The sequence below is a fragment of the Streptomyces paromomycinus genome, from assembly GCF_003865155.1.
Lineage (GTDB): Bacteria > Actinomycetota > Actinomycetes > Streptomycetales > Streptomycetaceae > Streptomyces > Streptomyces chrestomyceticus.
Window position 1 is genome coordinate 7,363,516 of sequence record NZ_BHZD01000001.1, and the last position, 22,778, is coordinate 7,386,293.

At 72.1% G+C, this 22,778-nt stretch carries 16 protein-coding genes; 9 read left to right on the top strand and 7 right to left on the bottom strand.

The window, feature by feature from the left end; translation table 11 throughout:
• Window positions 1–212 precede the first annotated feature (212 nt).
• From OEIGOIKO_RS31705 to OEIGOIKO_RS31715, 3 genes are all read right to left on the bottom strand, one after another.
• A complete protein-coding gene (locus OEIGOIKO_RS31705) occupies window positions 213–1,445 on the bottom strand; it encodes a branched-chain amino acid ABC transporter substrate-binding protein (protein WP_125059216.1) in 1,233 nt (410 codons plus the stop codon).
• A 546-nt stretch (window positions 1,446–1,991) separates the two neighbouring features.
• Window positions 1,992–2,468: a PaaI family thioesterase gene (locus tag OEIGOIKO_RS31710; RefSeq protein WP_125056916.1), complete on the bottom strand. Its 477-nt coding sequence runs from the start codon at window positions 2,466–2,468 to the stop codon at window positions 1,992–1,994.
• A 224-nt stretch (window positions 2,469–2,692) separates the two neighbouring features.
• On the bottom strand, window positions 2,693–4,981 hold the full coding sequence (locus OEIGOIKO_RS31715; protein WP_125056917.1) for an FdhF/YdeP family oxidoreductase: 2,289 nt from the start codon (window positions 4,979–4,981) through the stop codon (window positions 2,693–2,695).
• 165 nt (window positions 4,982–5,146) lie between these two features.
• Here OEIGOIKO_RS31715 and polA point away from each other — a divergent pair, with 165 nt between their 5' ends.
• Window positions 5,147–7,885: a DNA polymerase I gene (polA, locus tag OEIGOIKO_RS31720; protein ID WP_125056918.1), complete on the top strand. Its 2,739-nt coding sequence runs from the start codon at window positions 5,147–5,149 to the stop codon at window positions 7,883–7,885.
• A 189-nt stretch (window positions 7,886–8,074) separates the two neighbouring features.
• Here polA and OEIGOIKO_RS31725 read toward each other — a convergent pair whose 3' ends face one another.
• On the bottom strand, window positions 8,075–8,935 hold the full coding sequence (locus OEIGOIKO_RS31725; protein ID WP_125056919.1) for a DUF4184 family protein: 861 nt from the start codon (window positions 8,933–8,935) through the stop codon (window positions 8,075–8,077).
• Window positions 8,936–9,091: 156 nt separating this feature from the next.
• On the opposite strand from OEIGOIKO_RS31725, the gene OEIGOIKO_RS31730 reads away from it, so the two are divergent.
• The 3 genes from OEIGOIKO_RS31730 to OEIGOIKO_RS31740 all read left to right on the top strand — a co-directional run bounded on the left by OEIGOIKO_RS31730 (window position 9,092) and on the right by OEIGOIKO_RS31740 (window position 12,351).
• A complete protein-coding gene (locus tag OEIGOIKO_RS31730; RefSeq protein WP_125056920.1) occupies window positions 9,092–11,011 on the top strand; it encodes a lytic transglycosylase domain-containing protein in 1,920 nt (639 codons plus the stop codon).
• 193 nt (window positions 11,012–11,204) lie between these two features.
• Window positions 11,205–11,339 carry an SPW_0924 family protein gene (locus OEIGOIKO_RS31735; protein ID WP_125056921.1) on the top strand — a complete coding sequence of 45 codons (135 nt, stop codon included), beginning with the start codon at window positions 11,205–11,207 and terminating at the stop codon, window positions 11,337–11,339.
• 19 nt (window positions 11,340–11,358) lie between these two features.
• Window positions 11,359–12,351, top strand: coding sequence for a PorA family protein (locus OEIGOIKO_RS31740; protein ID WP_125056922.1), 993 nt, complete (start codon window positions 11,359–11,361; stop codon window positions 12,349–12,351).
• On the opposite strand, the gene OEIGOIKO_RS31745 is transcribed toward OEIGOIKO_RS31740, so the two are convergent.
• Both OEIGOIKO_RS31745 and OEIGOIKO_RS31750 read right to left on the bottom strand, forming a co-directional pair.
• Complete coding sequence (locus OEIGOIKO_RS31745) at window positions 12,338–15,169, bottom strand: ATP-dependent RNA helicase (protein WP_125056923.1); 2,832 nt, start codon at window positions 15,167–15,169, stop codon at window positions 12,338–12,340. The two genes, OEIGOIKO_RS31740 and OEIGOIKO_RS31745, sit on opposite strands and share 14 nt — an antisense overlap.
• A 104-nt stretch (window positions 15,170–15,273) precedes the next feature.
• Window positions 15,274–16,194, bottom strand: coding sequence for a class I SAM-dependent methyltransferase (locus OEIGOIKO_RS31750; RefSeq protein ID WP_125056924.1), 921 nt, complete (start codon window positions 16,192–16,194; stop codon window positions 15,274–15,276).
• A gap of 373 nt (window positions 16,195–16,567) precedes the next feature.
• Here OEIGOIKO_RS31750 and rpsA point away from each other — a divergent pair, with 373 nt between their 5' ends.
• Window positions 16,568–18,085: a 30S ribosomal protein S1 gene (gene rpsA, locus OEIGOIKO_RS31755; RefSeq protein ID WP_031003786.1), complete on the top strand. Its 1,518-nt coding sequence runs from the start codon at window positions 16,568–16,570 to the stop codon at window positions 18,083–18,085.
• A 199-nt stretch (window positions 18,086–18,284) separates the two neighbouring features.
• Here the strand turns inward: rpsA and OEIGOIKO_RS31760 are convergent, their stop codons facing one another.
• Window positions 18,285–19,277, bottom strand: coding sequence for a right-handed parallel beta-helix repeat-containing protein (locus OEIGOIKO_RS31760; protein ID WP_125056925.1), 993 nt, complete (start codon window positions 19,275–19,277; stop codon window positions 18,285–18,287).
• A 349-nt stretch (window positions 19,278–19,626) separates the two neighbouring features.
• Between OEIGOIKO_RS31760 and OEIGOIKO_RS31765 the strand changes: the two genes are divergently transcribed.
• The 4 genes from OEIGOIKO_RS31765 (at window position 19,627) to OEIGOIKO_RS31780 (ending at window position 22,615) form a co-directional block, all read left to right on the top strand.
• Complete coding sequence (locus OEIGOIKO_RS31765) at window positions 19,627–20,574, top strand: proteasome assembly chaperone family protein (protein ID WP_125056926.1); 948 nt, start codon at window positions 19,627–19,629, stop codon at window positions 20,572–20,574.
• A gap of 85 nt (window positions 20,575–20,659) precedes the next feature.
• Window positions 20,660–21,256: a dephospho-CoA kinase gene (gene coaE / locus OEIGOIKO_RS31770; protein ID WP_125056927.1), complete on the top strand. Its 597-nt coding sequence runs from the start codon at window positions 20,660–20,662 to the stop codon at window positions 21,254–21,256.
• 288 nt (window positions 21,257–21,544) lie between these two features.
• Window positions 21,545–21,880 (top strand): cupin domain-containing protein, encoded by a 336-nt coding sequence (locus tag OEIGOIKO_RS31775; RefSeq protein ID WP_125056928.1) that lies wholly within the window; start codon window positions 21,545–21,547, stop codon window positions 21,878–21,880.
• 351 nt (window positions 21,881–22,231) lie between these two features.
• The gene (locus tag OEIGOIKO_RS31780) at window positions 22,232–22,615 is read left to right on the top strand and encodes a tetratricopeptide repeat protein (RefSeq protein WP_125047710.1); all 384 of its coding nucleotides are present in this window, start codon (window positions 22,232–22,234) and stop codon (window positions 22,613–22,615) included.
• Window positions 22,616–22,778: the final 163 nt, after the last annotated feature.

Below are 22,778 nucleotides of genomic sequence, written 5' to 3' on the forward strand. Positions count from 1 at the left end.
GTGGGGTGGGAAGACGGTACGGGCGGTGGCGGCAAGCCCGTGTGCCGCGGGCTGCGCCGGAGGGCGTTCGTGGCGTCCTGGCGCGGCCCGGGGGCACTGGCCGGTGGATGGAGCGGCGGGGCCCGGCGAGCTGGGACCGCGGACGGTCCGGGCCCGCCGGCCTCGGCGGTACGGAGCGGCCGGCCCCGGCGGTACGGGCCGGCCCGGCCGGGTCAGCTCTTGCCGGCCTTGTCGAACTTCTTGAACTCGGCGCTGAAGCGGGCGGCCCACTTGCCCTGGTCGACCTGGTAGGCGGTGATCATGGTGTTGGTGGTGTCGCCGTACTTGTCGAAGGAGACATGGCCGGTGACGCCGTCGAAGGAGACCTGGTTCATGGCCTCGACGACCTTCTTGCGCGCGTCCGACGGCAGCTTGCCGCCGTTGTCCGCGACGACCTTCTTGACGGCCTGGATCAGGGCCCAGGTGGCGTCGTAGGAGGAGCCGCCGTACGCCTCGTAGCGGTCCTTGTAGCCGGCGGCCTGGTAGTCCTCGATGAACTTCTTGGCGGAGGCGAGCTGTTCGACGGGCTTGCCGACGGAGGAGGCGTAGTCGCCCTGCGCCTTCTTGTTGAGCTTGATGTAGTCGGCGCTGTACATGCCGTCGCCGCCCATCAGGGGCACGGTGACGCCGCCGTCCTTGAGCTGCTGGCTCAGCGGCCCGGACGCGGGGTACTCGCCGCCGTAGAAGACGACGTCCGGCTTGGCCGCCTTGACCTTGGCGACGACGGCCTTGAAGTCGCGGTCCTCCGGGTTGACGTGCTCGGAGCCGACGACCTTGCCGCCCAGCTTGGTGAACTGGGTGCGGAAGGAGGCGGCGAGGCCGGCGCCGTAGGTCTTCTGGTCGTCGATCACGTAGGCGTTCTTGAACTTGGCCTTCTCCCAGGCGAACTGGCCGTCGAAGGCGCCCTGCACCTCGTCGGTGGTGGCCGTGCGGAAGTAGGTGGAGAACTGCCGCACCCGCTTGTCCTGCTTCCAGTCCTTGCCCTGGGTGAGGTCCGGGGTGGTGTTGGCCGGGGAGATCAGCACCACGCCGTTCTGCTGGGCGACCTGCTGCATGGACTGGGCGACGCTGGAGTTCAGCGGGCCGACGATGCCCAGGACGTCCTTGTCGCCGGCGAGCTTGGTGGCGTTCTGCTGGCCGACGTTGGCCTGCGCCTTGTCGTCGAGCGGTTCGAGCTCGAACTCGACGCCCTTGATCTCGCCGGCCTTGTTGGCGTTGTCGACGGCGAGCTGGGCGGAGTTGCGGATGCCGAGGCCGAGGGCGGAGAGCTCGCCGGTGATCGGGGCGTCGAGCCCGATGGTCACGGACGTCTTGGACCCCTCGCCGCCCTTCTTGTCGTCGCCGCGGGAGCCGCATGCGGAGAGTGTGAGGGCGCCTGCGGTGACCGCGGTGGTGAGTATGAGCAAGGAATGGTGACGCACGATCAGTCCTTTCCCTGGCGCGGCCGGGCGCGTCGCACGACCGTTTCGCGCGCCGGGCCGTACGGGTGGTACAGGGTCCGTGCTCGCAACGCCTGCCCGGCGGCGCGGTGACTGGCGGTGACTCTAGAGCGGTGCCCGGTGGCCTGACAGCGGCGCTGACCGGGATGTGACGCTCTTGTTATGACCGTCGATGAGCGTTTTGCCCTCATGCTCCTTACATTCGGCGCGGACGCCGAGCGGAGCGTGAACTGGCACTTCCCGCACGGGATTTGGGACTGATCATGGTGCGGACGTCCGCATATCGGATGGGGTGTACGGGACGGAAGAGCGACCGGTGCACCGGAGAGGGTCCCGGCGGCGGTGCCACCCTCCGCGCGGGCTACGGAGCGTTACAGGACGCGGGGGCGCGCGGCGCGGCGCGGGCGATGGGGTTCACGCGCCGGGGAGCGTACGGCGACGGCCCCGCTCCCTCTCCGGGAACGGGGCCGCCAGGACGCCGTGGGGGCCGTGCACAGCGCACGGGGGCGGGTTTCAGCCGCGGTGGTACACCGACGCGTCCACGTCGCGCAGCATGCACGTCAGCCGGGCGCTGCACACCCGCTTGCCGTCCTCATCGGTGATCGCGATCTCGTACGTGGCGGACGAGCGGCCCCGGTGCACCGGAGTGGCGACGCCGGTGACCAGGCCGGAGCGCGCGCCGCGGTGGTGGGTGCAGTTCAGGTCGACGCCGACCGCCAGTTTGGTGGGGCCGCCGTGCAGCATCGCGCCGACCGAGCCGAGGGTCTCGGCGAGCACCGCGGAGGCGCCGCCGTGCAGCAGCCCGTACGGCTGGGTGTTGCCCTCGACCGGCATGGTGCCGACGACCCGGTCCGGCGCGGCCTCCAGGACCTGCACGCTCATGCGCGTACCGAGGTGACCGGCGGAGAACAGCGCGCCGAGGTCCAGGCCGAGCCCGGCCCACTGGTCGATGATCTCCTGCGGAAACGTGGTCGCGCGCTGCTCGCCCATGTCCTGCGGCTCCGTTCGTGTGCCGGTGGCGGCGGTGCGGCGCGCCGGGGCGGCGCCGGTCCGACGCCGGTCGTTGAGTCGTGCACGTTCTTATCAGGCCATGGAATCAGGCCATGGAGCGGCGGTACGGGCCGGGGCGGTGGCCCGTACCGCACGCGCCGGTCCGGTCAGGTCTGCGGCGCCCGGTCAGATCTGCGGCGCCCGGTCAGGTGCGCGTCGTCCGGTCACGTCTGCGGCGCCACCGGCTCCAGGCGGACCACCAGCGACTTCGAGGCGGGGGTGTTGCTGGTGTCGGCGGTGTGGTCGAGCGGCACCAGGACGTTGGTCTCCGGGTAGTACGCCGCCGCGCAGCCGCGCGCTGTCGGGTAGTGGACGACGCGGAAGCCGGGCGCGCGCCGTTCCGTGCCGTCGGTCCATTCGCTGACGAGGTCCGTGTACGAGCCGTCGGCCAGGCCGAGCGCGCGGGCGTCCTCGGGGTTGACCAGGACGACGCGGCGGCCGTTCTTGATGCCGCGGTAACGGTCGTCGAGGCCGTAGATCGTGGTGTTGTACTGGTCGTGCGAGCGCAGCGTCTGGAGGAGCAGCCGGCCTTCGGGCAGGTGCGGGTACTCCACGGGCGCGGCCGTGAAGTTGGCCTTGCCGGTGGCCGTGGGGAAGCTGCGGCTGTCGCGCGGGGCGTGCGGGAGGGCGAAGCCGCCGGGGCGGGCCACCTTGGCGTTGAAGTCCTCGAAGCCGGGGACGACGCGGGCGATCCGGTCACGGACCGCGCCGTAGTCCTTCTCGAAGTCCTCCCAGGGCGTGCGGCTGTCCGGCCCGAGGGCGCGGCGCGCGAGGCGGGCCACGATGGCGGGCTCGGAGAGCAGGTGGGGGCTGGCGGGCGCGAGGCGGCCGCGCGAGGCGTGCACCATGCCCATGGAGTCCTCGACGGTCACGAACTGCTCGCCGCCCGCCTGTACGTCGCGCTCCGTGCGGCCCAGGGTGGGCAGGATCAGGGCGCGGGCGCCGGTGACGACGTGCGAGCGGTTGAGCTTGGTGGAGACGTGGACGGTCAGCCGGGCGCGGCGTACGGCGGCCTCGGTGACGTCCGTGTCGGGGGTGGCGGAGACGAAGTTGCCGCCCATCGCGAAGAAGACCTTGGCGTCACCGTCGCGCAGCGCGCGGATGGCCCGTACGACGTCGTAGCCGTGCTCGCGGGGCGGCGCGAAGCCGAACTCCTTCTCCAGGGCGTCCAGGAAGGCCGGTGCGGGACGCTCGAAGATGCCCATCGTGCGGTCGCCCTGCACGTTGCTGTGGCCGCGCACCGGGCACACGCCCGCGCCGGGGCGGCCGATGTTGCCGCGCAGCAGCAGGAAGTTGACGACTTCCTGGATGGTGGGGACGGAGTGCTTGTGCTGGGTCAGGCCCATCGCCCAGCAGACGATCGTGCGCCGCGACGCCAGGACCATCTCCAGCGCGCGCTCTATCTCCGCGCGGGTCAGACCCGTGGCGGCCAGCGTCGCGTCCCAGTCGTCGTCTGCGCGGGCCGCCGCGGCGAACTCCTCGAAGCCGTGGGTGTGCTCCTCGACGAACTCGGTGTCGACGGCGCCCTCGGTCTCCAGGATGAGCCGGTTGAGCGTACGGAACAGGGCCTGGTCGCCGCCGATGCGTACCTGGAGGAAGAGGTCGGTCAGGGCCGTGCCGCGTCCGGCGAGGCCGCGCGGGCTCTGCGGGTTCTTGAAGCGCTCCAGGCCCGCCTCGGGCAGCGGGTTGATCGAGATGATCTTCGCGCCGCCGGCCTTGGCCTGCTCCAGGGCGGAGAGCATCCGGGGGTGGTTGGTGCCCGGGTTCTGCCCGGCGACGATGATCAGGTCGGCCTTGTACAGGTCCTCCAGCAGGACGCTGCCCTTGCCGATGCCGATGGTCTCCGTCAGTGCGGAGCCGGACGACTCGTGGCACATGTTCGAGCAGTCGGGCAGGTTGTTCGTGCCGAATTCGCGGGCGAAGAGCTGGTAGAGGAAGGCGGCCTCGTTGCTCGTCCGGCCGGAGGTGTAGAAGACGGCCTCGTCGGGGGAGCCGAGCGCGGTCAGCTCCTCGCCGATGATGTCGAAGGCCCGCTCCCAGGACACCGGTACGTACCGGTCGGCGCCCTCGTCCAGATACATCGGCCGGGTCAGGCGGCCCTGCTGGCCGAGCCAGTAGCCGCTGCGGTCCGCGAGGTCGGAGACCGGGTGGGCGGCGAAGAAGTCGGGGGTGACGCGGCGCAGCGTGGCCTCCTCGGCCACGGCCTTGGCGCCGTTCTCGCAGAACTCGGCCGCGTGCCGGTGCTCGGGCTCGGGCCAGGCGCAGCCGGGGCAGTCGAAGCCGTCCTTCTGGTTGACCCGGAGCAGCGTCAGGGCCGTGCGGCGCACGCCCATCTGCTGCTGGGACATGCGCAGCGCGTGGCCGATGGCCGGCAGGCCGACGGCGTAGTGCTCGGGCGGTGTGACCTCGGGCGAGTCCTGGATCGGGTCCGAAGCGGGCGGCTTGCCTGCCATGGCGCTCTCCCTTGAGCCGAGTGGTGTGCTGTTGGGGTACGGCGCCGCCGACACCGCGGGGCGACGATAGGTGCCGTATACAGAATCCTGTCACGGACGGCTGACGGCGGCGCCGCCGCGGTCGTCGCGGCGGGGATTGTCAGTGGGGCGTGGCAGGATCGGGGTGTGGCAGCAAAGGCAGCGAAGAAGAGCGAAGCGACCGGCACCGAAGCGGTGGAGGGCGGCCGTCCCCGGCTGCTCCTGATGGACGGGCATTCCATGGCGTACCGGGCGTTCTTCGCCCTGCCCGTGGAGAATTTCACCACCGCCTCCGGGCAACCGACCAATGCGATCTACGGCTTCGCGTCGATGCTCGCGAACACCCTGCGTGACGAGGCGCCCACGCACTTCGCGGTGGCCTTCGACGTCTCCCGCAAGACCTGGCGCTCCGAGGAGTTCCCCGACTACAAGGCGAACCGCTCCAAGACCCCCGACGAGTTCAAGGGCCAGGTCGAGCTGATCGGCGAGATGCTGGACGCGATGCACGTCAAGCGCTTCGCCGTGGAGGGCTTCGAGGCCGACGACGTCATCGCCACGCTTGCCACCCAGGCCACCGCCCAGGGCTTCGAGGTCTCCATCGTCACCGGCGACCGCGACTCCTTCCAGCTGGTCACCGACGACGTCACGGTGCTGTACCCGACCAAGGGCGTCTCCGAGCTGACCCGCTTCACCCCGGAGAAGGTCCAGGAGAAGTACGGCCTGAGCCCCGCCCAGTACCCGGACTTCGCGGCGCTGCGCGGCGACCCGTCCGACAACCTGCCCGGTATCCCCGGCGTCGGCGAGAAGACCGCCGCGAAGTGGATCAACCAGTTCGGTTCGTTCGCGGAGCTGGTGGAGCGCGCCGAGGAGGTCAAGGGCAAGGCCGGGCAGAATTTCCGCGACCACCTGGAGGCGGTCAAGCTCAACCGCGTCCTGACCGAGATGGTGCGCGACGTGGAGCTGCCCTGCGGCCCCGCCGAGCTGGCGCGCGCGGCGTACGACCGCTCGGCGCTGACCGTCTTCCTGGAGACGCTGGAGATCCGCAACCAGGGACTGCGGGAGCGCCTGCTGGCCGCCGACCCGGGCGCGGCGGAGGCCGCGGACGCCGGGCCCGCGCCCGCCGAGGTGGAGATCGACGGCACGGTCGCCGGCGCCGGCGAGCTGGCCCCGTGGCTGGCCGAGCACGGCGGCAAGCTGCTGGGCGTCTCCACGGTCGACACCTGGACGGTCGGCAGCGGCAGCGTCGCCGAGGTCGCCCTGGCCACCGCCGAGGGCCCGGCCGTCTGGTTCGACCCCGCCACACTGGACGAGGCCGACGAGCGGGCCTTCGCCGCCTGGAGCGCCGACCCGGCGAACCACAAGGTCATGCACAACGTCAAGGGCCTGATGAGGGTCTTCGGCGAGCACGGCTGGAGCATCGACGGCGTCACGATGGACACCGCCCTCGCCGCCTACCTGGTCAAGCCCGGCCGCCGCTCCTTCGCGCTGGACGCCCTGTCCGTCGAGTACCTGGGCCGCGACCTGGCACCGGCCGCCGAGAGCGACGGACAGCTCGCCTTCGGCGCCGACGACCGCGCCCAGGCGGACGCCCTGATGAACCAGGCCCGTACGGTCCTGGACCTCGGCGCCGCCATGACCACGAAGCTCGACGAGGTCGGCGCGGCCGGTCTGCTGCGCGACCTGGAGCTGCCCACCAGCGTGCTGCTGGCCCGGATGGAGCGGGCCGGCATCGCCGCCGACCGGGGCTGGCTGGAGCGCATCGAGCAGCAGTTCGCCGCCGCCGTCCAGCAGGCCGTGCAGGAGGCGCACGCCGCGGCGGGCCACGAGTTCAACCTCGGCTCGCCCAAGCAGCTCCAGGAGGTCCTCTTCGGCGAGCTGGGCCTGCCCAGGACCAAGAAGACCAAGACCGGTTACACCACCGACGCCGACGCCCTGGCCTGGCTCGCCGCGCAGACCGAGAACGAACTCCCGGTGATCATGCTGCGGCACCGGGAGCAGTCCAAGCTGCGCACCACGGTCGAGGGCCTGATCAAGACGATCGCGGCGGACGGCCGGATCCACACCACCTTCAACCAGACGGTGGCCGCCACCGGCCGCCTCTCGTCCACCGAGCCGAACCTGCAGAACATCCCGGTCCGCACCGACGAGGGCCGGGCGATCCGCCGCGGCTTCGTCGTCGGCGAGGGGTACGAGTCCCTGCTGACCGCCGACTACAGCCAGATCGAGCTGCGGGTGATGGCCCACCTCTCCGAGGACGAGGGCCTGATCGAGGCGTTCACCTCCGGCGAGGACCTGCACACCACCGTCGCCTCCCAGGTCTTCTCGGTCGACAAGTCCGAGGTCGACCCGGAGATGCGCCGCAAGATCAAGGCGATGTCCTACGGCCTGGCGTACGGCCTGTCCGCGTTCGGCCTCTCCCAGCAGCTCGGCATCCAGCCCGACGAGGCCCGCCGTCTGATGGACAACTTCTTCGAGCGGTTCGGCGGGGTGCGCGACTACCTCCAGGACGTCGTCGACAAGGCCCGCGCCACCGGCTACACCGAGACGATCATGGGCCGCCGCCGCTACCTCCCCGACCTGAACAGCGACAACCGCCAGCGCCGCGAGATGGCCGAGCGGATGGCGCTGAACGCCCCCATCCAGGGCACCGCCGCCGACATCGTCAAGGTGGCCATGCTGCGGGTCGACGAGGCGATGCGGGCCGCCGGCCTCGGCTCCCGGATGCTGCTCCAGGTGCACGACGAAATCGTGGTCGAGGTCGCGCCCGGCGAGCGCAAGCAGGTCGAGGAGCTGGTGCGGCGCGAGATGGCGGGCGCCGTGGAACTGCGCGCTCCGCTGGACGTGTCGGTCGGCTCCGGCGGTGACTGGGAGTCGGCGGCGCACTGAGCCGCGTAGGGAGGAGAGGCGCCGCGCGTACGGACGGGTGTGCGGCGCCTTTGCCGCCCGGCCGCTCGGGTGGCGCCTTCGCCTCCTGGCCGCGCGGGTGACGCCCCTGCCGTCCGGCCGCTCGGGTGGCGTCCCTGCCTCCCGGCCGCTTGCGCGGCACCCTCGCCTCTCGGCCACGCCGGTGGCCGTCTACGGCCGCGCGCCGGAGTGGTCGTACGCGGCCGTACGGTCGGCCCCGGGCGTGCGGCGGTGCAGCAGCCGTACCGCCACCGCGTACAACGGCAGCCCGAGGACGAGGCCCGCTCCCGCGCCGAAAAGCACGGTCGGTACGTAGTCGAACCAGGTCACGGACAGGGCCCCGAACTCGGCGCGGGCCCGCAGCGTACGGTGCACGGCGCCGCCGGACAGGCACAGCGCGAGCAGCGCCACGCCGAGCAGCCGCCGCCCTCCGGCCAGTACCGGCAGCCCGGCCGGAGCGGGGGCGTCCGGCGCCTGCCGCAGCGCCGTCCACAAGAACCAGCCGATCAGGGCCAGGGCCAGCGCCGACGTGCCGTACTGGACGTACGTGCAGAGCGGAAAGCCCCCGACGGCCTCGTTGAGGACGGGGAACAGCCGGGTGCCCCAGCGGCCCGGATGCGTGAACGCGTCCCAGACGATGTGGGTCAGCGCGCCCAGCACCGCCGAGACGTAGAACCACACGGCGAGCGCCGCGAGCGGCCGGCCGCCCGTCGGCCAGGGACGGCCGCGCACCGCCGCGTACACCCTGCCGCGCCAGGCCGCCGGCAGCAGCGCCACCAGGGGTTCGCGCAGCAGCAGCCAGCCGCCGACGAGCAGCGCGGTGACCAGCACGTCCACCGTGAGCATGCCCGGCAGCCCGTGCGTGACGTCGCCGAAGAGCATGGCGCCGGGTACCACGGAGTCCGCGTAGTAGGTCAGGTCCGGCGCGAACGATCCGGCGACGAGAGCCGAGGCGACCAGCGGCCCGCGCGCCGTCCCGGTCCGCCGCAGGACCGGGAGCACCGCGGCGGCATGGCTGAGTGTGAACGGCATGACTCTCTCCCTGATCGTTTAGGATCAGTATGTCTGGCGTTGAGAGCAGTAGATGCCCGCCGGAAGTTGTCGTAGTGTCACGTGAGTTGGGAGCGCCGGGAAGCGCATCACGGCGCCGTGCGCGCGGTGGATCAACGCGGAGGGGACGGGCAGCAGATGGCAGCCACATTCGGGCGGCGGCTCCGCAAAGGAGCGGCCTCGACGGCGGTGGCGGCGCTCGCGCTGGCCGCCCTGACCGCGTCCCAGGCGCCGGGCGCGGCCGAGGCCAGGACCGGGAACACCAACGGGGAGCCCACCGCGCCGTCGGGCGACACGCCCATCGACGGCGGCTCGCCCTACTACACCGACCTGCCGCCCCTGAACAGCCCGGTCAAGCCCGGCGGTTCGCCCGGCACCGGCGGCCCGGCCGCCACCGGTCCGGCCGAGGCCGGCATCCCCGCCACCGTCCTGGACGCGTACAAGAAGGCCGAGGCCCGCGTCGCCCAGTCGGACCCCGGCTGCCGGCTGCCCTGGCAACTGCTCGCCGCCATCGGCAAGGTGGAATCCGGTCACGCCCGCGGCGGCGCCGTGGACGCCGAGGGCACCACCTTGCAGCGCATCACCGGCCCGCAGCTCAACGGCAAGGGCTTCGCGAAGATCACCGACACCGACCGCGGTGTCTTCGACGGCGACACCACGCACGACCGCGCGGTGGGCCCCATGCAGTTCATCCCCTCGACCTGGTCCCGGGGCGGCCCCGACGGCACCGGCTGGGGCGCCGACGGCAACGGCGACGGCAAGAAGGACCCCAACAACATCTACGACGCCGCCCTCGGCGCCGGCCGCTACCTCTGCGCCAACAACCGCGACCTGTCCGTACAGGGCGATCTGGACAAGGCGATCCTCGGCTACAACCCGTCGACGGAGTACCTGAACACGGTCCTGTCCTGGGTCGCCTTCTACCGCAAGGGCACCCACGAGGTCCCCGACGGCAAGGGCCTGCTGCCGGTGCACCGCGGTGGCACGGGCAGCGGCCGGGACGTCGCCGCGGGCGCCGGGCCCACTCCGGGCCGTACGGTCTTCCCCGGCTCCCGGCCCGGCACCGGACACGGCGACGGCGGCAAGGACACCGGTGGCAAGACCACCGAGCCTGCCCCCGGCGGCAGCAAGCCGGGTGGCAAGCCGGGCGGCGGCACACCGGGCGGAAAGCCGGGCGGAAAGCCGGGCGGCGGCAAGCCGACGACCCCGCCCACCGGCCCCGGCCCCGCCGAGCCCGACCCGACCAAGCCGCCGACCACCCCGCCCACCAAGCCGCCGACCAAGCCCGCGCCGGTCACCGCGCTGGAGCGGGTCGGCGCGCAGGACCTCACGGCCACCGCGGGCGAGGACTTCGCCGAGCCGGTACGCGTACGGGCGAAGAACGCCGACGGCAAGCCGGTCGCGGGCGTCCCCGTCGAGTTCCGTCTCGTCGGCAAGACCGGCGCCCGGTTCGCGGGCAAGAGCGACCACGTCACCGTACTGACCGGCGCCGACGGCATCGCCACCGCGCCGAAGCTCAGCGCGGGCGACCAGGCCGGCAGCTTCACCGTCCGGGCGACCGCGGTGGGCCGCCAGGTCCCGCCGACCGACGTCCGTGCCACCGTCGAGGCCAAGCCCGCGCCCGAGCCCAAGGCCGACGCGCTGGCCCGCACCTCCGACAAGGAGCTGACAGCCAAGGCCGGCACCTCCTTCGCCGAGGGCACCGTCGAGGTCAAGGCCACCTACCAGGGGAAGATCGCGGCGGGCGTCGCGGTCACCGCGACCATGGTCACCGACGACCCGAAGCAGCCCGTGGAGAACGACAAGGGGCCGTACTTCGCAGGTGGCGGTACGGGGGCGGCTACTGGTGGTGCTGCGGGTGCTGCCGATGCGGGCAAGGGCACCGGCACGGACGCGGACAAGGCCAAGCCGATCCGCAGCCTCACCCTCAAGACCGGCGCCGACGGCCTGCTCAAGCTGCCGGAGATCCGCACCGACGGACAGACCGGCACCTTCCTGCTGCGCCTGACCACCGCCGACGGCGCGGTCCTGACCGTGAAGCTGACCGTCACGGCGTAACAGCCGCGCGTCCCCCAAGTCACCGCCACCGCCACCGCCGTCCCGCTCCCACCGAGCCGGACGGCGGTGGCGGTCGCGCTCCCGGGCCGCGTCCGCGGTGCAACGTGTTCTCATCTGCGCCGCCCGTTGCTACGGTGCCCCAGCCCCGACGCCCCGACGCCCTGACGCTCCGACCGCTCAAGGGAGGCCGACCATGCGCGCACTGACCGCCGTCGCGATCGGACTGGCCGCGGCCTTCGCCCTGGTCCTCGCCGTCACCGCGGCCGGCCCGCCCAGCGGCGGGACCTCACCCGAACCGCTGCGCACCACGGTCCCCGCACACCCCTGAGAGGGAGGGCGCCGCCGCCATGCGACGCAAAGCCAGCCTGGTCCTGCTCGCCTTCGCCGTCTTCTTCGCGGCGCTGTCCCCGCTGCTGCGCTGGTACGCCTTCCCGCGGCTCGCCAAGATCCCGCCGAACCAGTACCAGGACATGGTGCTGGAGGCGAAGCCCGCCACCCTCCTCGACTACGGCACGATGAAGGCCCGCCAGGTCCCCAAGGTCTCCATCGTCCAGACCCTCAAGGGCAACGTCGAGGAGTCCGAACGCATCGAGCGGACCGCCGGCCGCGACGTGGTGGTCTGGGACGCGCTCTCCCACGTCGTGGGCCCCGACGGCAAGATGGTCTCCCAGATCCCCGAGCGTTACATCTTCGACGCCCACACCCAGGAACCCGTGCACGCCACCGGCGAGATGGTCGACGGCGACCCCGTACGGCGTACCGGCATCGAGTTCAAGTGGCCCTTCCTCACGGAGCCGCGCGACTACGACTACTTCGACGCGCAGACCCGTACCTCCGCCCCCATCCACTACAAGGGCACCCGCACCTTCCGTGGCCTGGACGTGTACTACTTCGAGCAGACCATCCCCTGGACCAAGGTCCCGCTCCCCAAGAAGATGCCGGTCCAGGGCATCACCCCGCAGGCCGTCGAGAAGGCCGGTACCAGCCGCTGGTACAGCACCAAGCGGATGTTCTGGGTGGACCCGGTCACCGGCGCGCCCGTCAACGGGGAGGAACTCCACCGAGAGGAGCTGCGCGGCGGCAGCCTCGTGCCCGGCGGCGGCAAGGTCACCGCCTTCTCCGGCCACGTCAAGATGCGGCCGGACTACGTGGCGGCCACCGTCGACCTCGTGACCTCGCAGCGCCGGCTCGTCCTGCTCCTCACCAGCTACCTGCCCTGGGGCTTCCTCGGCCTCGGTGCCGCGCTCCTCACCCTGAGCCTCGTACTGGAGGCCCGCGGCCGCCGCCCGGGCCCGGGCCGCCCGGAACCGGACCGTACCGAACGCGTCAGCTCCGCTTGAGACGCGCCGTCGTGTACCGGGTCGGCTGGGCACCCGACGGGTCCTCGGGCCAGGGGTGCTTCGGGTACCGGCCACGCAACTCGGCCCGTACGGAGCGGTAACCGTCCTTCCAGAAGGACGCCAGGTCGGCCGTGACGGCGGCCGGGCGGCCGGCGGGGGACAGCAGGTGGACGAGGACGGGAACGCGGCCGCCGGCCACCCGGGGGGACTCCTGCCAGCCGAACAGTTCCTGGAGCTTGACGGCCAGCACGGGCTGCTCGCCGCCGTAGTCCACCCGGACCCGCGACCCGCTCGGCACCTCGATGCGCTCCGGCGCCAGCTCGTCGAACCGGACCGCCGCCCCGCTCGCCCACGGCAGCAGCCGGGCCAGCGCCTGGCCCGCGTCGATCCGCTCCAGGTCGGCGCGCCGCCGCGCCCGGCCCAGCTCCACCCCGAGCCACGCGTCGAGCTGCGCCAGCAGCGCCGCGTCCGACACGTCGGGCCAGTCGCCGTCCAGCACCCGGTGCAGGAAGGCCATCCGCTGCCGCAGCGACCGCGCGCCGTCGGTCCAGCGCAGCAGCCCGAGCCCGTCCGCGCGCAGCCCGTCCTCCAGGGCCTCGCGGACGAGGGCGGGGGCGGGGGAGCGCAGCGGGCGGGCCACGAGTTCGACGGCACCGAGCCGTTCGACGGAACGGGCCACCACGTCCCCGTCTGCCCAGCGGACCTCCTCGCCCGACGCGTACAGCGCCCCGGCCGCCGACCGCGCGGTGGCCTCGTCGATCACGGCCGCCAGCCGCACCCGCGCGGACACCGCCGCCACCGGACGGTCGGCGACCGCCACGGCCAGCCACGGCGCGCCGCGCAGCTGCGAACCGTCCGCCGGCTCGGCGCCGGTCCCCGACGCCATCAGGAACGTTCCGGCGCCCCGGGAGCGCGCCACCCGTTCGGGGAAGGCGAGAGCGGCGATCAGCCCGGCCGCTGCGTCGTCGGTGGTGCTGGCCTGGGTACGGGCGTCAGCACCGGCGACGGGACGGGCCGGACCGGCTTGGGTACGGGCGCCAGCACCGGCGGCGGGGCGGGCTGGACTGGCCTGGGTACGGGCGTCAGCACCGGCGATGGGGCGGGCTGGACCGGCCTGGGTACGGGCGTCAGCACCGGCGACAGGACGGGCCGGACCGGCATGGGCCCCGCTGGCGGAACGGTCGGGACCGGCCCCCGCCGCGACGTCCGTACGGTCCTCGGACCGCTTCCGTGAGCCGGGCGTCACCGCCGAGGCCAGCCGACGAGCCTCCTGGCGCCAGCGGGCACCGTACGCGTCCTGCCCCCGCCGGGCCGTACGCCACGCGGCCGCCAGATCGTCCCCGTACTCCCGCGGCGGCTCCTCGCTCAGCAGTGCGACCACCTCGGCGGCACGGCGCTCCCCTACCTGGCGTGCGCCGTCCAGCAGGGCGCGCGCCAGACGCGGGTGCAGGCCGAGCCGGGACATCCGTACGCCCCGATCCGTGACCCGGCCGTCCGCGCCGACCGCGCCGATCGCCGTCAGCACCTCGCGTGCGGCGGCCAGCGCACCGGCGGGCGGCGCGTCCAGGAGGGCCAGGCCCGCCGCGTCCGGATCACCCCAACAGGCGGCCTGCAGCGCGAACGCGGTGAGGTCCGCGACCTTGATCTCCGGCGCCGGAAAGCGCGGCAGCCGCCCGTCCTCGCCCTCGGACCAGCAGCGGTAGACCGTTCCCGGCGCCTCGCGCCCGGCCCGCCCCGCACGCTGCCGCGCCGACGCCTGGGAGGCCCGTACGGTCGTCAGCGCGCTCAGCCCCCGCGCATGGTCGGTACGGGGCTCCCGCGCCAGCCCGCAGTCCACGACCACCCGTACGCCCGGCACCGTCAGGCTCGACTCGGCCACCGAGGTCGCCAGCACCACCCGGCGCCGGTCCGCGCCCCCGGCCAGCACCGCGTCCTGGACGGCGGCCGGCGCCCGCCCGTGCACCTGCAACACCTCGGTACCGGCGTCCGCGACATCGCCCAACTGCCCCGCCACCCGCGCGATCTCGCCCACCCCGGGCAGGAAGCAGAGCACGTCCCCCTGCCGCTCACGCAGTGCCCGCCGCACCGTCGCCGCGACGTGCCCGAGCAGCGCCGGATCGACCCGCATGCCGTGCGCGGGCCGTATCGGCCGCTCCGGCGGCGCCCAGACGACCTCCACGGGGTGGGACACCCCTGCCGCCTCGATCACCGGGGCCGCGCCCGCGCCGCTGCCCGTGGTGTCACCGCTCGCGGTGTCGTCGCCACGGCCCAGGAGACGGGCCCAGCCCGCCGCGTCCGTCGTCGCCGAGGCCGCGATGAGCCGCAGTTCCGGGCGCAGCGTCGCCTGTACGTCCAGGAGGAAGGCGGCGGCGGTGTCGGCGTCCAGGTGCCGCTCGTGACACTCGTCGAGCAGCACGGCGTCGACGCCCGACAGCTCGGGGTCCCGCTGCAACCGTTGCAGCAGCACACCGGTGGTCATGACCTCGACGACCGTACGGGGCCCGGCCCGGCGCTCGCCGCGCACGGTGAAGCCGACCCGGTCGCCCACCTGCTCACCCAGCAGCCAGGCCATCCGCCGGGCGGCGGCGCGGGCCGCGATCCGGCGCGGTTCGGCGACGAGCACGCGGCGCGGCGCATCCGCAGCGGTTTCCGGGCCGTTCTGCCTGGTCAGACCGGCCAGCGCCAGCGGCACCAAGGTCGTCTTGCCGGTGCCCGGGGGCGCACAGAGGACCGCCGCGCCGTGCCGGGTCAGCGCTTGCTCCAGGGCGGGCAGGGCGGCCCGTACGGGCAGTTGGGCGAGGGCGTCGTGGCGGATCACGCCACCAGTTTCCCGGAACGGTCCGAGTGGGGTGGTGCGGGGGCGCTGCGGGGCGGGGTGGGGTGTGCGGGGGCCAAGGGGCGGCGCGGGGCGGGATCGTTCCTTCAGTCCGCGACGCAGACGAAGATCGCCGTACCGGGGATCAGATTCCCGCGCAGCGGCGACCAGCCGCCCCACTCCTGGGAGTTCCACTCCGGCCACTCCGGCTCGACCAGGTCCACCAGCCGGAATCCCGCGGCGGCCACGTCCCGCACCCGGTCGCCCAGCGTCCGGTGGTGCTCCACGTACACCGCCCGGCCCGTCTCGTCCTGCTCGACGTAGGGCGTGCGGTCGAAGTAGGACGCCCCGACGCTCAGGCCCTCCGGGCCCGGCTCGTCGGGGAAGGCCCAGCGGATCGGGTGGGTCACCGAGAACACCCAGCGCCCGCCCGGCCGCAGCACCCGCCGTACCTCCCGCAGCACCCGCACCGGGTCGGCGACGAAGGGGATCGCCCCGTACGCGGAGCACGCGAGGTCGAAGGAGCCGTCGCGGAAGGGCAGCGCGCCCGCGTCCGCCTCGACCAGTTCGACCCGCGCCGACACGCCCGGAGCCGGGCCCCGGCCGGTGGCCCTGTCCGGAACGGTGGACCCGTCCGGAACAGCGGGCCTGTCCGGAACGGTGGACCCGTCCGGAGCGGAAGGCTCCGCCCCCGTACCGATCCGCAGGGCGTGCTGGAGCTGCCGGTGCGAGAGGTCGAGGGCCACCGGGTGGGCCCCCTGCGCCGCCAGCCAGCGGGAACACTGGGCCGCGCCCGCCCCGATCTCCAGGACGCGCCGTCCCTTCAGCTCGGTCGCGGGCCCCAGGAGCCCGGCCTCCGCCTCGTCCAGCCCTTCGGGGCCCCAGACGAACCGGTCGTCGCCCAGGAACGCTCCGTGATCGTTCTGGTACTCGTCCGCGTTGCGGTCCCACCAGCCGCGGCTGGCCCGGCTGCTCTCCGTGTCCGAGGCGGCACGTCGTGTCGCCTCCGGCTCGTACTCTTGGATCATTGCGCCCGTCGTCGTACTCTTCGCTGAGCTTGTGGCTGCCGGTGGCCCAGAGGCCCGGACGGCCTCGCGGAACATGGCGTGTGCCGGTTATGGGGCGTTCCGCCCCGGGTGTGCGTCTTCGCGCATTGACCGTGTCCGGCTGCCCCCGTATGCTACAAGTTGCGCTGCGGGCCTGCGCACCTCAGACGGAGCAGGTCGCGCTCGCATCTGTATGTATGTCCCCTCGGTTTTCGGGACGCTGCCGGTGCTTCGGTTGGTTAGGAGTGCCGTGCGCAGCCGTCTCTGACGCTGTCCGGTCTTATGCAGAAGCGATACAGGCTCTCGGCGTAGCAGTACCTACGACTTCAATGTCCGTACCGGAGCCCTTTCCCACATGACGAGCAGCACCGAGACCACCGCCACCACCCCGCAGGTTGCGGTCAACGACATCGGTAACGAGGAAGCCTTCCTCGCCGCGATCGACGAGACGATCAAGTACTTCAACGACGGCGACATCGTCGACGGCGTCATCGTGAAGGTCGACCGGGACGAGGTCCTGCTCGACATCGGTTACAAGACCGAAGGCGTTATCCCGAGCCGCGAGCTCTCGATCAAGCACGACGTCGACCCCAACGAGGTCGTCGCCGTCGGTGACGAGATCGAGGCCCTTGTTCTCCAGAAGGAGGACAAGGAAGGCCGCCTGATCCTCTCGAAGAAGCGCGCCCAGTACGAGCGTGCCTGGGGCACCATCGAGAAGATCAAGGAAGAGGACGGGATCGTCACCGGTACCGTCATCGAGGTCGTCAAGGGTGGTCTCATCCTCGACATCGGCCTCCGTGGCTTCCTGCCGGCCTCCCTGGTCGAGATGCGCCGCGTGCGCGACCTGCAGCCCTACGTGGGCAAGGAGCTCGAGGCCAAGATCATCGAGCTGGACAAGAACCGCAACAACGTGGTCCTGTCCCGCCGCGCCTGGCTGGAGCAGACCCAGAGCGAGGTCCGTCAGACCTTCCTCACCACCCTCCAGAAGGGTCAGGTGCGCTCCGGCGTCGTCTCCTCCATCGTCAACTTCGGTGCCTTCGTGGACCTGGGTGGCGTGGACGGTCTGGTGCACGTCTCCGAGCTGTCCTGGAAGCACATCGACCACCCCTCCGAGGTCGTCGAGGTCGGCCAGGAGGTCACGGTCGAGGTCCTGGACGTCGACATGGACCGCGAGCGCGTCTCCCTGTCGCTCAAGGCGACCCAGGAAGACCCGTGGCAGCAGTTCGCCCGGACCCACCAGATCGGTCAGGTCGTCCCGGGTAAGGTCACCAAGCTCGTTCCGTTCGGTGCGTTCGTCCGCGTCGACGAGGGCATCGAGGGCCTGGTCCACATCTCCGAGCTGGCCGAGCGCCACGTGGAGATCCCGGAGCAGGTCGTCCAGGTCAACGACGAGATCTTCGTCAAGGTCATCGACATCGACCTGGAGCGTCGCCGGATCTCGCTGTCGCTGAAGCAGGCCAACGAGTCCTTCGGCGCCGACCCGACGGCGGTCGAGTTCGACCCGACCCTGTACGGCATGGCCGCGTCCTACGACGACCAGGGCAACTACATCTACCCCGAGGGCTTCGACCCGGAGACCAACGACTGGCTGGAGGGCTACGAGGCCCAGCGCGAGGCGTGGGAGACCCAGTACGCCGAGGCGCAGCAGCGCTTCGAGCAGCACCAGGCCCAGGTCATCAAGTCGCGCGAGGCCGACGAGCAGGCTGCGGCCGAGGGCGCGGCGGCTCCGGCCGCGGGCGGCTCGGGCAACGCCGGCGGCGGCAACGTCTCGGGCGGCTCGTACTCCTCCGAGTCGGGCGACAACTCCGGCGCCCTGGCGTCGGACGAGGCCCTGGCCGCGCTGCGCGAGAAGCTGGCCGGCGGCCAGAGCTGAACGCGGCCCGGCCGGTGAGCGCCGTCGGTGGGAACCGGTGAGTGCTGACAGGTAGGACATGGAAGGCCCGCTCCCCTTGTGGGGGCGGGCCTTCGTCGTGTCCGGGGGCAGGGAGCCGGAGACGTCTTCCGGGGAGCGGTGATGCCTTACGGGAGCCGCGGCTGGGGGTGGCGGTGGGGGTGGGGGTGGGGCTGAGGCGCTACCCGACCGGGATGCCCGGGGTGGCGATCCCGCGTCCGCCCGTGACCGTGTTGTCGCCGGAAATCGTCACTGGACAGTTGGACGCGTCGTAGTTGGTGATGTGGAACCCGTAGCGGTTCGGGCCCGACGCTCCCCTCAGATCGGACCGGTTGCCGCGGAAGACCGTGCCGCAGCCCCAGCCCGGCTGCTGGCTGTGCGTCTCGTACCCGTTGTTACGGGTGTGCTTACCGGTGTTGCCCTCCACCAGGACCTTGTTGCCCTTGATGTCGGCCCACGAGTCGTCGTAGTGGGCGCCGGTCAGCCCGCTGCCGTCGAACGTATTACCAATGATCTTCGCTCCGGTGGTGCCCTCCTTGATGTCGATGTTCTCGCCGCCGACACCGGGCCCGATGGTGTTGTGCAGGATCTGCGCGTTGTCGCTCTTGTCACCGGTCCCGCCCGCGCTGCCCACGTACACCCCCTCGCCCATACCGCTGCCGTCCCGCCCGGTGTCGTAGATCCGCGAATTCTTGAGGACACCGTCCTTGCTGGACTTACGGAAGTGCACCCCCTCCATGTCCAGGCCGTGCACGGTGACGGAGTCGAGGACCACGCCGTTCGCCCCGTCCGTCACGATGCCCTTCTGGCCGCCGGTGACGGTGATGCCGCGTACCGTCCAGTACGAGGCGCCGTTCAAGTGGAGCCCGTAACCGCCGCTCGCCGCCAGCACAGCCTTGGCCGAGCCGGTGAGAGTGATCCGCGCGGAAGCGCCGCCCGCGGTGGCGGCCTTGAAGTTGCCCTTGTACATACCGTCCGCGAGCCGGATGGTGTCGCCGGGTCTGGCGGCCGTCAGCGCGTCCTTGAGCTGGGCGGCGGTGGAGACGTCGATGGTGCGGGTGGGGGCTGCGGCGGGCCCTGGTGTGCTTCCGTGCGCCGCGCCGGGGGCGGAGAGCAGGGCACCCATGCCCAGCAGCGCGGCGGCGGGAAGCGGCAGAGGGGAACGCGTACGCATCAAGGTGCCTTCCTGTACGTGAACGAAGAACGTCACCATGAACAGGGAACGGTGGTGAAGGTAGCACTAATCGATGCACCGTCAACCAGGAGACTCGGGTGGAGCATTGGGGGAGTGGCGGCTGTGGTGATCCCGCCTCGTGCCGCTCTGCGGCGGGCCCGCCACCCTCGAATGCCGCTGTTCACCAACATGAACATCCGTGTGCATGTCTCCCCTCCCGCAATGCGCCGGTCGGCGTCGCCGTCACGTACACCCGTCCGCGCGGCACCGACGGGTCGTGGATCACGGCGGGAATGCCTGCGGCATGTACGACGTTCTGGGGGACGGACATCGAGGAGGAGCGGTCACTGTGTTGGATCCCCAGGGTTTGTACGAATGGGAGCCGAGCGGGCTCGCGGCGGTGGAGGCGATCACCGCGCGGGACTCCGCGGGGCTGGTGCTGCTGTACCACTTCGACGGCTACATCGACGCCGGTGAGACCGGCGACCAGATCGTGGAACGGCTGCTGGGCAGCCTCACCCACCGGGTCGTCGCCCGCTTCGACCACGACCGCCTCGTCGACTACCGCGCCCGCAGGCCGCTGCTCACCTTCCAGCGCCACCGCTGGACCGCGTTCGAGACCCCGAGCATCGAACTCCGACTCGTCGAGGACGCCACCGGCGCACCGTTCCTGCTGCTGTCCGGCCCGGAGCCGGACGTGGAGTGGGAGCGTTTCGCCGCCGCGGTGCGGCAGATGGTGGAGCGGCTCGGCGTGCGACTGGCGGTCAACTTCCACGGCATCCCGATGGGCGTCCCCCACACCCGCCCCGTGGGCATCACCCCGCACGGCAACCGCACCGACCTCATGCCCGGCCACAGCAGCTTCTTCGACGAGGCCCAGGTGCCGGGGAGCGCCGAGTCGCTCATCGAGTTCCGGCTCGCGGAGGCTGGGCACGACGTGCTGGGCGTGGCCGCGCACGTACCGCACTACGTGGCCCGTTCCCCGTACCCGGACGCGGCCCTGACGGCGCTGGAAGCGGTGACGGCCGCCACCGGCCTTGTGCTCCCGACCGCGGCACACTCGCTGCGCACCGAGGCGCTGCGCACCCAGGAGGAGATCGAGCGGCAGATCTCCGAGGGGGACGAGGAACTGGTCGCCCTGGTGAGCGGCCTTGAGCACCAGTACGACGCCGTGGCCGGCGCGGAGAGCCGGGGCAACCTGGTCGCCGAGCCGATGGAGCTGCCGTCCGCGGACGAGATCGGCCGGGAACTGGAGCGTTTCCTCGCGGAACGCGAAGGCGAGAACGGCGGCGCCTGAGAAGCGGGCGCCCGTGGAACACCGGCCGCCCCGTCGGGCCGGTGCCCGTGGCCGGGAGCGGACCGAGCCGTATACCGTGGGCCCCATGGTGAAGGTGGGGCTCACGGGTGGTATCGGCGCAGGCAAGAGCGAGGTGTCGCGGCTGCTGGCGTCGTACGGCGCGGTGATCGTGGACGCTGACAAGATCGCACGTGAGGTGGTCGAGCCCGGCACACCCGGACTCGCCGCCGTGATCGCGGAGTTCGGCGAGGACGTACTGTCCGCGGACGGCACGCTGGACCGGCCCAAACTCGGCACGATCGTCTTCACCGACCCGCAGAAACTCCAGGCCCTGAACGCGATCGTGCACCCCTTGGTGGGCGCACGCTCGGCCGAACTGGAAGCGGCGGCCGGCCCGGACGCGGTGGTCGTGCACGACGTACCGCTGCTCACCGAGAACGGCCTCGCGCCCCTGTACGACCTGGTCGTCGTGGTCGACGCGACGCCGGACACCCAGCTCGACCGGCTGGTACGGCTGCGAGGCATGGCCGAGAGCGAGGCCAAGGCCCGCATGGAGGCACAGGCGACACGTGAGAAGCGCCTCGCGATCGCCGACCTGGTCATCGACAACGACGGCCCCCTGGAAGCCCTGGAACCCCAGGTCCGCAAGGTATGGCAAAACCTCCGCGAACGAACCGGCTGACCGAACCCCCGCCCTCCCCGACGACCGGCCGCGCCGGTCCGTCGCCCCGCCCGAACGGGATGCTCCCCAACGGCGCCCCAGCCCTGGTCGGCACTCAAGCCGTCAGCGGCACTACCGTCCCTGACAGCATCCCTGCCGGCATCCCTGCTGGCATCCCTGCCGGCATCTCTGACGGTCCGCGCCCGGACGCTCCTGCCGTCAACGGCCCTGCCGGCGCCGCCGCGATCATCGCCGCCGCGGCCCCCCGTTGATCCAGCCGCCGGTTCCTTCGTCCTCAACGTTCCCGGTGTGCCCGATGCGGACCCGGAAGCCGAGCCGCTGGACCCCGAGCCGCTGGACCCCGAGCAGATCGTCTGTGGCGAACCGGCGGTGACCGTCAAGGCCCTGCGGGAGTCACCGGACGGCAAGCAGCTGCGGGGTATCTGGCGGATCACTCCGGCCGTTGTCATCGATACCGAGGCGAACGAACTGTTCGTGGTCGTCAGCGGCCGTGCGATGATCGAGACCGAGAACGGGCAGGTCCTGAAAGTGGGCCGGGGCGACGCCTGCATGCTGCGCGGGGATGCCCGTACGCGCTGGACCGTGCACGAGACGCTGCGCAAGGCGAACGACATCAGCTTGTGAAGGCAGCCCGTGCGACCGGCGTCCGTACGCGTCCCGGCGCCGGACACATGCGGACAGCGCTCACCCCTCTCCCCCACCCCCACCCCCACCCCCTCCCTCCTCCGCCTCACCCTTGGGGCCTGACGTCCCAGCCATCCTGCACACCGGCTCACGGCTCCTCGCCCAGGCGCCGAGTCGGCCGTGCGAACACCTGACTTCAGATTGCGCGCCGTCCGAGTGGGGAATGCGACGGGCGAGGCGCTTGTTGAGCCGCACGTAACGCCTGCCGAGCGGGTGACGCATGTGCTTGCCCGTACCGAAGCGGTGAGTTCCGTGCGGCTGATGGCCCGCGGCACGGGAAAGGAGACGGCCGTGGCCGAACGCAGCCCCGAGACGAACGTCATCGACTTCCGGGCCGCCGAGCAGTTGCTGGCGGCCCGTGACCCACGCGGCGCTGTGCAACTCCTGGACCCGGTCATCGCCGCGCACCCGGAGAACACCGCGGCCCGCCTGCTGCGCGCCCGTGCCTTCTTCCTCGCCGCACAACTGCGTCCGGCCGAACTGGAATTCCAGATCGTCCTGGAGCGCGAACCGGACAACGCCTTCGCCCACTTCGCCCTGGCCCGCACCCTTCAGCGCGCCAACCGCCCGGAAGAAGCCCAGCGCCACTTCCGCCTGGCCGCAGCTCTCGACCCCCGCCCCGAATACATCGAAGCTGCCCGCTTCGCACCCCCGGAAGACTCCGAAGAGGCATAAGGCTCGACTCGTCCTGGCCTGCCTGGCCTGCCTGGCCCCACGGCCTGGCCCGCTCGGCCGGGCTTGGCCTGTCCCTGTCCCCTTGGCCTCCCTCACTTCGACCCGACTCGACCCGACTCGACTCGACCCGACTCGACCTGGACTGGACGGCACACTCCCTGAC

Excerpts from the sequence above, each read along its gene's own strand:
- OEIGOIKO_RS31715 (WP_125056917.1), bottom strand. The coding sequence starts at position 4,981 with ATGGCAGGCAAGCCGCCCGCTTCGGACCCGATCCAGGACTCGCCCGAG.
- OEIGOIKO_RS31760 (WP_125056925.1), bottom strand. The coding sequence starts at position 19,277 with ATGCGTACGCGTTCCCCTCTGCCGCTTCCCGCCGCCGCGCTGCTGGGC.
- rpsA (WP_031003786.1), top strand. The coding sequence starts at position 16,568 with ATGACGAGCAGCACCGAGACCACCGCCACCACCCCGCAGGTTGCGGTC.
- coaE (WP_125056927.1), top strand. The coding sequence starts at position 20,660 with ATGGTGAAGGTGGGGCTCACGGGTGGTATCGGCGCAGGCAAGAGCGAG.
- OEIGOIKO_RS31725 (WP_125056919.1), bottom strand. The coding sequence starts at position 8,935 with ATGCCGTTCACACTCAGCCATGCCGCCGCGGTGCTCCCGGTCCTGCGG.
- OEIGOIKO_RS31750 (WP_125056924.1), bottom strand. The coding sequence starts at position 16,194 with ATGATCCAAGAGTACGAGCCGGAGGCGACACGACGTGCCGCCTCGGAC.
- OEIGOIKO_RS31735 (WP_125056921.1), top strand. The coding sequence starts at position 11,205 with ATGCGCGCACTGACCGCCGTCGCGATCGGACTGGCCGCGGCCTTCGCC.
- OEIGOIKO_RS31730 (WP_125056920.1), top strand. The coding sequence starts at position 9,092 with ATGGCAGCCACATTCGGGCGGCGGCTCCGCAAAGGAGCGGCCTCGACG.
- OEIGOIKO_RS31710 (WP_125056916.1), bottom strand. The coding sequence starts at position 2,468 with ATGGGCGAGCAGCGCGCGACCACGTTTCCGCAGGAGATCATCGACCAG.
- OEIGOIKO_RS31740 (WP_125056922.1), top strand. The coding sequence starts at position 11,359 with ATGCGACGCAAAGCCAGCCTGGTCCTGCTCGCCTTCGCCGTCTTCTTC.